Genomic DNA, 12,276 nt, shown 5'->3' on the forward strand with positions numbered 1-12,276 from the left:
TTATATCGCTTACACAATTTAATACTATTTTAATTTATATCAAAATTAAAATAGTATAGTATTACAAAAAAAAAAAAAATAACCTATAAGGTTTGGTGAAATTGACTTTAAAAGGAGACACAATGAAAACACTAGCAGAAATTAAGGCAATGAATATGGAGCAAAGAAATGCTCTTCAAGAAGAGTTATTTGCACTCGTTTTAACAAATGAGATAGAAAAGGTAAAAGCATTTTTACAAGAGTATCCCTTAAAAGAGAGTTTTTATGAGGAGCATATTGAAGACGAAGACAAAGACAGGTTCTATTTATTTCAAGTAGAACGTGTCCTTGCGAAAGCAGCAGTGGCGTATGAGAAATATAAGGACCCTGCAATGATAGAGTTTTTACAAGAGTGGGGACTAAGGATTGATTTCCACACTAAACGTGGAGAGAATACCTTGACAGATTATATCTTTGAAAATGGTGGCGAAGATGAGAATGTCATCAAATATCTTGTAGATAAGGGCTTAACTTGTGAGAAAAGAGATGAAAGAAAAGATCATAGCGGCTGGACTCCTATGCATTGGTGGGCTATGTGTAATGATTATAAATCAATTGAAATTGCGGTTACAAAAGCAGGAGCAAAGGTAGATGCAAGAGATAAACGCGGACAAACACCTTTATTTGCAGCAGTAAAAGTAAAACCTGAAGCCTACAAAACTACTCAGCTTTTAATAGAGCTTGGGGCAAATGTCAATGCTTATGCACTAATAGGCACTCCCTTAGATGTAGCACAAGGAGCTAGAAACAAAAAGCTTCTCAAAGACGCAGGGGCAATGACTTCAGCTCAAATTGAAAGGAAATTTAAACTACCGCAGAGAGAGCTTGTTGAAAGCACCATGCCTGAAGATGAAAGAAATAGAATCATTGAAGAATACTCAAAACTTGTAAGTGATACTATAAAAAAGGCAAGAGAATCAAAAGCGGATAAAACTATAAACAAATCTACAAAGGAAATCAAAAAATGAACGAAAACATAAAAATCAACTTTGCCAAAGTGCGATTTCATATCAAAGAGTTTCAAAAGGTTTAGTGTAAGGATTAAATCTATCATTGGCTTCCTTCAATTTTATGGGCTTAACTTTTTTGGATTTAAAGAAGCTTTATTGATAGAATCCACATACTTAAAACCTATTCATACTCTTTCTCCAAGCTTTCCAAATATTCTTTTACAGGGTCACATGCTAACCATTCATCTTCACTCATTTTATCTTCAAAATCTGCATACCCATATGCGGCAGGGTCATCATAAAGCTCCATATCTCTTGTTTCTATGATAGAGTTTAGTCTATCAGCTGCACTACATTCTATGCCACTCTCATCAGGATTTAAAGATTTTAAAGTATTTAAAATCTCAAAAGCTTTTGCATATTTTTTTTCATATTTTTCTTTATTAAATTTCCCTTTTTTGCCATGATTAAAGTAAGTGAGATGATAAAGTGCCTTATCAAGTGCTACAGCTAGAAAACTGCATCCCTCATATTCTTCACAGTCGTCATAATCTTCTATCACTTCAATAGGTTCATTAATATTTGCTCCCGCTTTAATTGCTTTATGGAAATTATCCACATTTGAACGAAGAATTGCTTTTAAAAGCTTTTCATTTGCACTGCTTTGTTTTGTGGGAATGTTAAGCTTTACTTTTTTTCTATCAGCAATAAATTCTTTATTTTTCACTTTAGAGAGATCCCAAGTATCAAGATTTTGATTAAATGATTTAGCCTCAGAAAACATACATTTCATATTTTCAACGCTTTTTATATCCCATTTAGCTAATGGTTGATTAAATAATGAAGTTTCATTAAACATACAATACATATTTCTAACATTAGAAACATTCCAGCTTTCTAAAGGCTGATTAAATTTTTTAGCATTATCAAACATTTTACCCATATCTCTAACATTGGATACATCCCAGTTTTCTATTGGCTGATTAAATAAATCTGTTTCACTAAACATATTTCTCATATTTGCAACATTAGAAACATTCCAGCTTTCTAAAGGTTGATTAAATTTTTCAGCTTTGTAAAACATGTCACTCATATTTGTAACATTGCTTGTGTCCCATTTATCTAATGGCTGGTTAAATACATCTGTTTCACCAAACATACCGCCCATATCTCTAACATTGGATACATCCCAGCTTTCTATAGGCTCGTTAAATGATAAAGCTTTACGAAACATATCACTCATATTTGTAACATTAGAAGTATCCCATTTATCTAGGGGTTGGTTAAAAGACTGAGCTCCATAAAACATACCACTCATATTTCTGACATTGGATACATTCCAGTTTTCTAAAGGCTTGTTAAATGATAAAGCTTTATGAAACATATCACTCATATTTGTAACATTGCTTGTGTCCCATTTATCTAAGGGTTGGTTAAAAGACTCAGCTCTATAAAACATACCACTCATATTTCTAACATTGGATACATTCCAAGATTCTAATGGTTGATTAAAAGACCGTGTATAATAAAACATTTCACTCATATTTGTAACATTTCTTGTGTCCCATTTGTCTAAGGGTTGGTTAAAAGACTGGGCTTCATAAAACATACCTTTCATACTGCTAACATTACTCATATCCCACTTGTTTAACGGATGGTTAAAGTTTTTAGCATTGTAAAACATATAGTTTGTATTAGTAACTTTACTCATATCCCAATCTTCTATTCCGCTAAAATCTTTCCTTTCACTATCAGAAAAAACAAAACTCATATCTGTAATGAGACTTATATCAATATCTTTTAAATTTATACTTTCATCTTTTATTAAAGCCTTTAACTCATCTCTTTTGTTTGGCTTGTATTTATCGCCGCTTTTTAGTTTTTCTAAATCTTTTTTGGTATATATATAATAAATCGGATTTAATTTTTCAAGATATTCGTCACTTACTTCTATAAAAATCTTCCAAAGAGGTTCATTATGGATTGTATCATAGTAGATTGCATTTTGTTGAAATATGATTTCGTTTTCTCTTTTGTTTTTACCTATTTTTTCACTTTCTTCCCATATAGAATTTTTACAATTTTTTGCTTTTTCTTCGCTTTCTAAAAGCTCTACAAGAGTTTTTCCACCTGCTTTTTGAATGATTTTGCTTATGCTTTGGCTTTCACTCATTTCTAGTGGAGTTTCTCCCCACTTATTGATAGCATTAACATCAGCTCCTGCATTAATGAGTGCTTTTACAGTGCTTAATTGTTTATCAAAAACCGCAATATGTAATGCTGTTTCATCTCTATACATGTCTGTTCTGTATTTATCAACCCTTTCATTGATGTCTTTTATCTTACCACTCTCTATGACTACTTGTGTAAAACTACTATCAGTATATACTGCATAGTGTAATAAATTCATTCCTCCAATATTTTTTATATTAGGGTCAGCTCCAATCTCTAAAAGAAAGCGTAAAAGCTCAAGCTGCTTAGGCTTTTGTTTTTTGTCTTGATATTTATAATCAGAAACGAGATCAAAAACAAGTGGTTCAAATTCGCGTCGGTCTATATCTCTATTGTAAAATAAAGTATTTAAATTTGCACCTTTATCCACTAGAAGCAAAATAACTTTTTTTACTTCTTCTAATTGGTTTTTTTTACTTATACACAAAAGATAAAGCAGAATATTTAAATATTTTTTATCGTGAATAAATTGCAAAATAAACTCATAATATTCATAAGAAAAATATACAGGATGAAGGAATATGAATTGTGCCATTGTCAGCCTATCGCTCCAATGCAGCTTTTTTACACTTTTATCTTCTAAAGGTTCTAATAGATATATCCTTTCCATATCCTCATTTTTTATATATTCCTGCCATGCTTTAAAAAACTCATCATCTGCAGTATGCTTAATTTTGCTATCAAAAAACCATTTAAGCATAGTGTTTTTTTGAATTTCCTCATAAGTTACTATCTTTTCTTGTGTGTTTTGCATTTGCTCTCCTTAAAGATATTTTTAGAATCTTTAATCATTGATTCCATAAATTTTGATATAAAACATTGTATTCTAACAAAAAAAAAAAAAATAAGTTTAGGTTATGAAATAAGTTTTTTTGTTCGGTATTGAAGTAACATTTTTTAATTAAAATTTGCATTTACTATTTAAATAATTTATGTTTTAGGGCGGAAAATGTGGATATTAGCAGTATTAGCGTGGATATAGCCTCCCTCAATTAAATCAATGCAATAAGGCACAGCAGGAAATACGGCTTCTAAGCATTCTCTAATGCTTTTAGGCTTACCCGGCAGATTGATAATAAGACTTTTTCCGCGAATCCCCGCACTTTGACGAGAAAGAATCGCTGTTGGGACATATTTGAGGCTTACACTCCGCATAAGCTCCCCAAAGCCGGGCAGCATTTTTTCACACACATTTTGTGTCGCTTCTGGGGTTACATCTCTTTTGGCTGGTCCTGTGCCACCTGTGGTAACGATTAAATCACAACCTTTTTTATCGCTTAAAAGCTTGAGGTTTTTTTCTATTAACTCTTGCTCATCGCTAATGATGTGATAGTGATATTCACAAGGATTTAAAATAAACTCATTTAAAACCTCTTGTATTGCTTTGCCTGAAATATCCTCATATACACCTTGAGAGGCTCTATCACTTGAAACCAAAATGCCTATTTTGATAGTGTGCATATTTTGCATTATGCTCCTTTAAATGAAGTAGATTTGGGATAAGCATTGATAAATGCTGCAATTTGCCCCACATCGTTGAGATTAAAAATAGGCAAATTAGAGGGGAGAATATGGGTGTTTTTGACACTCTCATCAATAGCAAAAGCATTTGCATAAGGAATATATGAAGATTCTATATGCTCTCTTGCTATCACAATGCGTGGAAAAGGCAAAGTTTTAAGCCCTTCAATAAATATATAATCATAGCTTTTAAATTGCTTTAATACTCTAAATAGAGCATTAGATTCTATTTCTTGCGTGTTTTGAGAATTTTCATTATGCTTTATTTGTAAAATCGTGCGAGTAGGGGAGAGCAGGGCTACTGCGCTAGAGCGTTGAAAAAACTCATAAGAATCTTTGCCTTGTGTATCAAAAATAGCCTTATCTTTTGGGTCGTGCTTAATCACAGCAACCTTTGCCTTTGGCTTTAAATATTCACAGAGTTTGCAAATAAGTGTCGTTTTGCCACTATTACTTTTTCCACTAAAGGCAAAGATAATGGGCGTGTGCGTGAGTTTAGAATGATGTGTCATTTTGGCTACCTAAAATACCGCTACCTTGCAAAGGTTTGCTGCGTTCTTTGGCATAGATTCTTTGATGATTGATAACATCATATTTCCAAATAGGTGCATTTGCTTTAAAATCCTCTATAAAGTCTTCATATATACCAAGCACACCTTTGCGTTGTGCGGAGATAATGCCACACATATAAGAGCTTTGTCCGCATAGCACATCGCCTACGCTGTGAGCCATACAAATATATGTATCAAAATGATTCTGCGCTTTTTGTTGCCATTTATCAAACCATTTGCGTAAAAGCGGCTCATATATATCAAAACTTAATGCGCTTATGTTATTTTCTGCACGCACGATACCCGTAAAAATACTCAATGCTCCAGCATTTTTGCTTTGGGCGAGATTCTCCCATTTGGTATAAATCTCACAAGTAGGCAATGCTCCTTTATAAAGATTGAGCATCAGCCACCGCATACAGGAGGAAGAAGTGCCACTTTATCGCCATAAGAAAGAGGATAGGAGAGGTCTTCAATAATTTCATCATTGACTGCCACAGCACTAATATCAAGCCACGAACGCAATGTCTCGTCTTGGTTGAGAATCTCTTTGAGCTCATAAAGTGTGCGTGCTTCTAATTCGCGCGAGGGAATATCGCTCATTGGACCTAAAAAATCAACTCTAATCATCTCTCTCTCCTTGTTTAGATTCTAAAAAGCATAGCAAAGCTAAAGTTAAAACTGATTTAAGAGCATTATTTGGATAGATTCTCCTGCTTGTAAGTTACTGCCATTTTCTGTAAGAAGCGCGAGGGCAGTATTATGTGTGAGATTATTAATCATTGAACTTTGCAAGGATTTTTTAGTGCTAAATTTAACCCCAAGTGTGCCATTATCATTTATAAGCTCACAGGCACGAAATTCCATACGAGAATCTGTGCGATATACATCTTCAAGGAGCTTTGCTTGAAGTGTTATGGGTTTATAGATGTTATTTTGTAATCGCGCAAGAATGAAGGAGCCAAAAAGTAGAAAAGTTATTGCACACGAATTTGGGAATCCGGGCAACCCAAGCACAAAAGTTGTTTTATTAGCATTACAAAATATACCGCAAGTTACAGGTTTGCCCGGCTTTAGTCGCACACCTTTAAATTGTATTTGTGTAAGTTCTTTTATTACTTCTTGGGTGTAATCGTAATCCCCCCTACTCATACCTCCAGCACTAAGAAGCACATCACATTCTTTAAGCGCTTGTTCATAAGTAGCTTTAATCAGCGCTTTATCATCTTTAAGAATAGGATAGATAATAGGCTCTTGATTCATTTCTAAAAGTAAAGATTCTAAAAGATGAGTATTTACACTTCGGACCATATTTGTATGCTCACTCATTGCGCCTACTTCAACAATCTCATCACCTACACATATCACGCCTACACGTACTTTTTGATAGACTTGAATAAAATTACAATTCAGTTCAGCGAGCAAACCAATTTCAAAAGCACCGATTTTATCGCCTTTACGCAACAAGATTTCACCTTTTTTATAATTATCACCCACTTGCCGAATCCATTGAGATTTACACACTTGTTCTTTAGGCACATTGAGGAAGATTCTATTATTTTTAAGTGTGATATGCTCTACAATGATAAGTGTATCGGCATTTATAGGCATTAAAGAGCCGGTAAAAGTTTTGATTGCATAGCCTTTTTCAAGAGTTGGACGTGTAGGATTCCCTGCTTTATTTGGTGGGAGGATTTTTAAACCTTGAGAGAGGAGCAGGGGCAAGTCTTCAAAAATGATTGCATAGCCGTCCATTGCTGCAGTAGGATAAGCAGGATAATCCTGCGGTGCGCATATATCTTGTGCGCAGATTCTATGAAGTGCATTTTTGAAATGCACTTGTTGTGTGCCAAGGGGTTTAATGGGGAGGTTTTGCAAAATTTCTAATGCTTCCTCATAGCTTATGAGTGTGGGATAAGCTGCCATATTTCTCCTTTTAAATTTCAATCCTTGCCCTACGCATTAGAGCAAGTGCCCAAGCTTTTGTTTTTTGACTTCCAAATATGCTTGATTATGGGGATTGCTTGGCGTGATAATGCTATGACGCACAACTTTTGCATAAGGTGCTAATGCGTCTATTTTACGCGGATTATTTGTAAGAAGATTGATGTGTGTAATATGAAAATGTTTAAAAATTTCTCCTACAATTTCGTAACTACGCATATCACCTGCAAATCCGAGTTGTTGATTTGCCTCCACTGTGTCATAGCCTTTATCTTGCAGGGCATAAGCATTAATTTTATTAAATAATCCAATACCACGTCCTTCTTGACGCAAATAAATAAGCATTCCACCTTCGGTATTGTGCGCAATTTGTTCCATTGCTAAGGCAAGTTCATTACCACAATCACATTTTTTTGAGCCAAAAACATCGCCTGTGAGACATTCAGAGTGAATCCTTACAAGAGGAGTTTCTCCAAGTGTATGTGTAAAAACTACAAGATGTTCAAAAAGAGTGTTATTTTTCCCATATTCACGAAAACTTTTAGTAAAAAAGTTACCAAAACGCGTAGGAAGTTTGGCTTGTTCTGATATTTCATATTTCATTATCTTTCCTTTTGATAATATAGCAGAGAGTTTTTGTGAAGCACATTGTAAAATAATTTGTTAAATCTTAATTTATTTTATTAATTTTTATTAATTAATAATTATTATCTATTAATTATTTTTAGCTAATATCATTACTCAATACAAATTTTATATATTAAGGAGATACGATGTCAAAGAAATTTACGACAGCAACAGGCACACCATTAGGTGATAATCAAAACTCAATTACAGCAGGCAAAAAGGGACCTACACTTTTACAAGATACTTGGCTTTTAGAAAAACTTGCACATTTTGATAGAGAGAGAATCCCAGAGAGAGTGGTGCACGCTAAAGGAAGTGCAGCATATGGTGAATTAACAATTACAAATGATATTACTCAATACACAAAAGCAGAACTTTTTAACAAAGTGGGCAAAAAAACAAAAGCATTTTTGCGTTTTTCTGTGGTGGCAGGTGAGCGAGGAGCAGCAGATGCAGAGCGTGATGTGCGTGGTTTTGCACTCAAGCTTTATACAAATGAAGGAAATTGGGATATTGTAGGTAATAACACACCTGTGTTTTTTATTAAAGATGCGATTAAATTCCCTGATTTTATTCATACGCAAAAACGAGACCCTAAGACAAATATGAAAAGCCCTACGGCAATGTGGGATTTTTGGAGTTTGCACCCAGAATCCTTACATCAAGTAACGATTTTAATGAGTGATAGGGGTATTCCACGAAGTTACCGAGAAATGCACGGATTTGGTAGCCACACATATAGCTTTATCAATGCTAAAAACGAGCGCTTTTGGGTGAAATTCCATTTTGTTTGTTTGCAAGGCATTCATAACCTTACTAATAAAGAATCAGAGGCAGTTATCGCCAAAGATAGAGAATCTCATCAAAAAGATTTGTTTGAAAATATTGAAAAGGGTAATTTCCCTAAATGGCGATTCTGTATCCAAGTAATGAGCGAAAAAGAGGCGGAAAACTATCGTTTTAATCCTTTTGATTTAACAAAAGTATGGAGTCATAAAGATTATCCGCTTATTGAAGTGGGGATTTTAGAACTCAATAAGAATCCAGAGAATTATTTTGCAGAAGTAGAACAAGCAGCTTTTAATCCTGCAAATATTGTGCCCGGAGTAGGATATAGCCCCGATAAAGTATTGCAAGGGCGGCTTTTTAGTTATGGAGATACACAAAGATACCGCTTAGGCATTAATCACACTCAACTTCCTGTAAATGCGCCTATTGTGCCTGTGAATAATACACATCGTGATGGTTTTATGCAGCAAGGTCAGTTTGGCGATAGACGCAATTATGAGCCAAGTTATTTTAATGATTATGTTGAAGATAAAAACGCACTTGAACCACCACTTTTTGTGCAAGAGGGTGATGTAATGTATAAATATGACCATCGCGAATATGAAGATGATTATTTTGTGCAAGCAGGAGATTTGTATCGCTTGATGACTGCAGAGCAAAAAGAAGCATTATGTCAAAATATTAAAGAATCAATGGAAGGTGTGCCAGATGAAATTAAAAAACGTCAGCTTGAGCACTTTAAAAAAGCAGATAAAGCGTATGGCAAGAGAGTAGCAGAGCTTTTGGGGTTATAAGTGAAATTTACGCCAGAGGAAGAGCATAAACTTGAAGAGCTATGTCAATATGCTTTTGAATGTGCAAGAAATAATGATGTAGATTCTTTAGAGATAATGCTTAATGCGGGATTGAATGTGAATCTTGCTAATCATCAAGGCAATACGCTCCTTATGTTAGCCGCATATCATAATAACCTTGAAGCAGCAAGAATACTCCTTGAAAGAGGCGCTTTGGTTGATAAGAAAAATGATAAGAATCAAACGCCTCTTGCAGGTGTATGTTTTAAAGGTTATGATGAAATGGCGCGATTGCTTCTTGCCTTTGGGGCAAATCCTAATGAAAATAATGGTATGGGGCTAACACCCATTACTTGTGCGTGTCTTTTTAGGCGAAAAAATATTCTTCGCCTCTTGCTTAAATATTCTCAAAACAAACTTACTTTTATGCAAAAAATCAGTCTTTTTTTCTTAGGCATTAAGAAATTCCATTTTTAAATTTATTGCACTGCATTGATGCTCTCTTGATTATGCTTGTTTTTGAATACGCCAATAACATATATAGCCTACTAAACATAGTATTACAAAGCCGAGTGTATATAATCCTGTTTGTTTGACTATATTTTTAAGCTCTATTTCTTGCGTGGTTGGAGTGGTGGAAGTAAAAGCGTGGATTATAGAATCTACACTCATATCTGTGCCAAACCATACACCTGCATAATATCCAATGAGTGTGAGGATAATAACCCAAATCCCAGCACCAAGAGATGTATAAAGACAAAATTTTGCAAGATTCATTCTTGCAAGTCCTGCAGGAAGAGAGATGTATTGTCTTATAATTGTAATAAGTCTTCCTACAAATGTGCTCATTGGTCCGTGTTTAATAAAAAAAGCCTCCATTTTTTGCATTGTAGATTCTGTAAAAAATACATATTTGCCATAGCGGATAAGAAAATCTCTTCCAAATTTGAGTGCAATGTAATAATTAAATAACGCACCTGCAAGAGAACCAGCAATGCCACAAATCACAGCGATAATGGCATTCATTTCACCTTTAAAAACTAAATATCCAGCGGGTATCATTACTACTTCAGAGGGGAAGGGAAAAAAACTTGATTCTAAAAACATCATTATAAAAATCCCTGTATAGCCTAAATTACCTACAATTTCTACAATACTATTGATAATATTTCCAAGTAGCGTTCCCAAACTTTTACTCCATTAAGTCAATAAATTTATTTTATAAATATCTCGTCATTATTTTAGTTTGATATAATGCCATACTTTTTTAATTAATTTAGAATCTATAGAAGTGAAAGTATAAGACATAGATTAAACACAAGGGGAAAAAGAGGTATGAAAGAGTTATTTGAAGGGGCAATCAAGTTTCGTGAGGAAGATTTTAATGAGCATAAAGAGCTTTATGAAAGTCTTAAAAAAAGACAAGAGCCTCATACATTGCTTATTACTTGCACAGATTCTCGTGTTGTGCCAAATCTTATCACAAATTCTTTACCTGGAGATTTGTTTGTCATACGCAATATGGGAAATATTGTCCCACCCTATCTTGGAAGCGATAAAGGCATACGTGGAGGATATTTAGCAACGACTTCGGGTATTGAATATGCGCTGAGCATTTTGGGCATTAAAAATGTTATTATTTGTGGGCATAGTGATTGTGGTGCGTGTTCTGCTATTTATGAACCACCAGAGGAGCTAGAAAAAGCGCCTTATGTCAAAAAGTGGATTGAACTTTTAGAGCCGGTTAAACAAAAAGTTGATGCACTTAAACCCGGCTCAAAGGCAAAGCGTAGGTGGCTTATGGAGCAGGTTAATATTGAACATCAGCTTGAGAATCTAATGACTTATCCTTTTGTGGAAGAGCGTTTTGATAGAGGAGAGCTTAATATTTATGGGTGGTATTATATTATTGAAACAGGAGAGATTCTTAATTATAATATGATACAACGCGAATTTAAGCCAATTAATAAAATTAAATCATAAAGGAGAGAAAATGATTTTAATGAGCGGACCTTGCGTAATTGAAAGTTATGAAGCACTAAGTGCAGTAGCGCAGGCATTAAAGCCTTTGAGTGAAAAGGCACATATTGATTTTTATTTTAAGGCAAGTTTTGATAAGGCAAATCGCACGAGTTTAGAGAGCTATCGCGGACCTGGGTTAGAAAAAGGACTTGAATTACTTTCTGAAATTAAAAAACAATTTGGATATAAAATTATTACTGATATACACGAAAGCTATCAAGCAAAGCATATTGCAAAAGTAGCAGATGTGATACAAATCCCTGCATTTTTGTGTCGTCAAACAGATTTAATAGTTGAGGTAGCAAAAACTGAACGCATTGTGAATATCAAAAAAGGGCAATTTATGAATCCTTCCGATATGCAACATAGCGTATTAAAGGCAATTAAAACGCGTGGAGGTACGCAAGCTACCTATGAGCAGTCGCAAAAATATGGTATATGGCTTACAGAGCGTGGGAGCACTTTTGGTTATGGGAATCTTGTCGTTGATATGCGCTCTTTGGTGATAATGCGCTCTTTTGCACCTGTGATTTTTGATGCTACGCATAGTGTGCAAATGCCCGGTGCAGCAGGAGGTAAAAGTGGAGGAGATAGCTCATTTGTGCCTTATCTCGCTAGAGCTGCGGCTGCAGTAGGTGTAGATGGATTTTTTATGGAAACACATCTAAATCCAAAAGAAGCTTTAAGTGATGGACCAAATATGGTGCAAACAAATGCACTTATTCCACTTATAGAGCAGTTGTATGATATTGAAAATCTTACACAACATAAAAATGGCAAATAGATTCTAAAATCAGTCAAGAGGAG

General features: G+C 34.5%; 13 protein-coding genes. 5 read left to right on the plus strand and 8 right to left on the minus strand.

Annotated features, from left to right (window positions below):
- Nucleotides 1-122 precede the first annotated feature (122 nt).
- The gene (locus tag LS66_RS06370; protein ID WP_052057454.1) at nucleotides 123-1,007 is read left to right on the plus strand and encodes an ankyrin repeat domain-containing protein; all 885 of its coding nucleotides are present in this window, start codon (nucleotides 123-125) and stop codon (nucleotides 1,005-1,007) included.
- 163 nt (nucleotides 1,008-1,170) lie between these two features.
- On the opposite strand, the gene LS66_RS06375 is transcribed toward LS66_RS06370, so the two are convergent.
- The 7 genes from LS66_RS06375 to ribA form a co-directional block, all read right to left on the minus strand.
- Entirely contained in the window at nucleotides 1,171-3,921 is a 2,751-nt protein-coding gene (locus LS66_RS06375; protein ID WP_161594734.1) for a BspA family leucine-rich repeat surface protein, read from the minus strand.
- Nucleotides 3,922-4,151: 230 nt separating this feature from the next.
- On the minus strand, nucleotides 4,152-4,682 hold the full coding sequence (gene mog, locus LS66_RS06380; protein WP_034365739.1) for a molybdopterin adenylyltransferase: 531 nt from the start codon (nucleotides 4,680-4,682) through the stop codon (nucleotides 4,152-4,154).
- Nucleotides 4,683-4,690: 8 nt separating this feature from the next.
- Nucleotides 4,691-5,254: a molybdopterin-guanine dinucleotide biosynthesis protein B gene (mobB, locus tag LS66_RS06385; RefSeq protein WP_011114891.1), complete on the minus strand. Its 564-nt coding sequence runs from the start codon at nucleotides 5,252-5,254 to the stop codon at nucleotides 4,691-4,693.
- Nucleotides 5,238-5,699 carry a molybdenum cofactor biosynthesis protein MoaE gene (locus tag LS66_RS06390; protein ID WP_034365728.1) on the minus strand — a complete coding sequence of 154 codons (462 nt, stop codon included), beginning with the start codon at nucleotides 5,697-5,699 and terminating at the stop codon, nucleotides 5,238-5,240. Before LS66_RS06390 ends, mobB begins: the two co-directional genes overlap by 17 nt.
- The gene (locus tag LS66_RS06395; RefSeq protein ID WP_011114889.1) at nucleotides 5,699-5,923 is read right to left on the minus strand and encodes a MoaD/ThiS family protein; all 225 of its coding nucleotides are present in this window, start codon (nucleotides 5,921-5,923) and stop codon (nucleotides 5,699-5,701) included. The genes LS66_RS06390 and LS66_RS06395 overlap by 1 nt, the downstream gene beginning before the upstream one ends.
- 45 nt (nucleotides 5,924-5,968) lie before the next feature.
- Entirely contained in the window at nucleotides 5,969-7,219 is a 1,251-nt protein-coding gene (locus LS66_RS06400; RefSeq protein WP_034365727.1) for a molybdopterin molybdotransferase MoeA, read from the minus strand.
- Between the two features lie 36 nt (nucleotides 7,220-7,255).
- Nucleotides 7,256-7,840 carry a GTP cyclohydrolase II gene (gene ribA, locus LS66_RS06405; RefSeq protein WP_011114887.1) on the minus strand — a complete coding sequence of 195 codons (585 nt, stop codon included), beginning with the start codon at nucleotides 7,838-7,840 and terminating at the stop codon, nucleotides 7,256-7,258.
- A 170-nt stretch (nucleotides 7,841-8,010) separates the two neighbouring features.
- Between ribA and LS66_RS06410 the strand changes: the two genes are divergently transcribed.
- Both LS66_RS06410 and LS66_RS06415 read left to right on the plus strand, forming a co-directional pair.
- Entirely contained in the window at nucleotides 8,011-9,447 is a 1,437-nt protein-coding gene (locus tag LS66_RS06410; RefSeq protein WP_011114886.1) for a catalase, read from the plus strand.
- On the plus strand, nucleotides 9,448-9,924 hold the full coding sequence (locus LS66_RS06415) for an ankyrin repeat domain-containing protein (protein WP_011114885.1): 477 nt from the start codon (nucleotides 9,448-9,450) through the stop codon (nucleotides 9,922-9,924).
- A 30-nt stretch (nucleotides 9,925-9,954) separates the two neighbouring features.
- On the opposite strand, the gene LS66_RS06420 is transcribed toward LS66_RS06415, so the two are convergent.
- A complete protein-coding gene (locus tag LS66_RS06420; RefSeq protein WP_034365724.1) occupies nucleotides 9,955-10,635 on the minus strand; it encodes a DedA family protein in 681 nt (226 codons plus the stop codon).
- Between the two features lie 147 nt (nucleotides 10,636-10,782).
- Between LS66_RS06420 and LS66_RS06425 the strand changes: the two genes are divergently transcribed.
- Nucleotides 10,783-11,430: a carbonic anhydrase gene (locus LS66_RS06425; protein ID WP_011114883.1), complete on the plus strand. Its 648-nt coding sequence runs from the start codon at nucleotides 10,783-10,785 to the stop codon at nucleotides 11,428-11,430.
- A gap of 10 nt (nucleotides 11,431-11,440) precedes the next feature.
- A complete protein-coding gene (gene kdsA / locus LS66_RS06430) occupies nucleotides 11,441-12,253 on the plus strand; it encodes a 3-deoxy-8-phosphooctulonate synthase (RefSeq protein ID WP_011114882.1) in 813 nt (270 codons plus the stop codon).
- Nucleotides 12,254-12,276 lie beyond the last annotated feature (23 nt).

Origin of the sequence: Helicobacter sp. MIT 03-1614, assembly GCF_000762925.2 — a bacterium.
Classification (GTDB): domain Bacteria; phylum Campylobacterota; class Campylobacteria; order Campylobacterales; family Helicobacteraceae; genus Helicobacter_C; species Helicobacter_C hepaticus.

What these genes read in the sequence shown, in the direction of transcription:
- mobB (WP_011114891.1), bottom strand. Translation starts at nt 5,254, where the DNA reads ATGACACATCATTCTAAACTCACGCACACGCCCATTATCTTTGCCTTT.
- mog (WP_034365739.1), bottom strand. Translation starts at nt 4,682, where the DNA reads ATGCACACTATCAAAATAGGCATTTTGGTTTCAAGTGATAGAGCCTCT.
- LS66_RS06375 (WP_161594734.1), bottom strand. Translation starts at nt 3,921, where the DNA reads ATGCTTAAATGGTTTTTTGATAGCAAAATTAAGCATACTGCAGATGAT.
- LS66_RS06425 (WP_011114883.1), top strand. Translation starts at nt 10,783, where the DNA reads ATGAAAGAGTTATTTGAAGGGGCAATCAAGTTTCGTGAGGAAGATTTT.
- LS66_RS06390 (WP_034365728.1), bottom strand. Translation starts at nt 5,699, where the DNA reads ATGCTCAATCTTTATAAAGGAGCATTGCCTACTTGTGAGATTTATACC.
- LS66_RS06410 (WP_011114886.1), top strand. Translation starts at nt 8,011, where the DNA reads ATGTCAAAGAAATTTACGACAGCAACAGGCACACCATTAGGTGATAAT.
- LS66_RS06400 (WP_034365727.1), bottom strand. Translation starts at nt 7,219, where the DNA reads ATGGCAGCTTATCCCACACTCATAAGCTATGAGGAAGCATTAGAAATT.
- kdsA (WP_011114882.1), top strand. Translation starts at nt 11,441, where the DNA reads ATGATTTTAATGAGCGGACCTTGCGTAATTGAAAGTTATGAAGCACTA.
- ribA (WP_011114887.1), bottom strand. Translation starts at nt 7,840, where the DNA reads ATGAAATATGAAATATCAGAACAAGCCAAACTTCCTACGCGTTTTGGT.
- LS66_RS06395 (WP_011114889.1), bottom strand. Translation starts at nt 5,923, where the DNA reads ATGATTAGAGTTGATTTTTTAGGTCCAATGAGCGATATTCCCTCGCGC.
- LS66_RS06370 (WP_052057454.1), top strand. Translation starts at nt 123, where the DNA reads ATGAAAACACTAGCAGAAATTAAGGCAATGAATATGGAGCAAAGAAAT.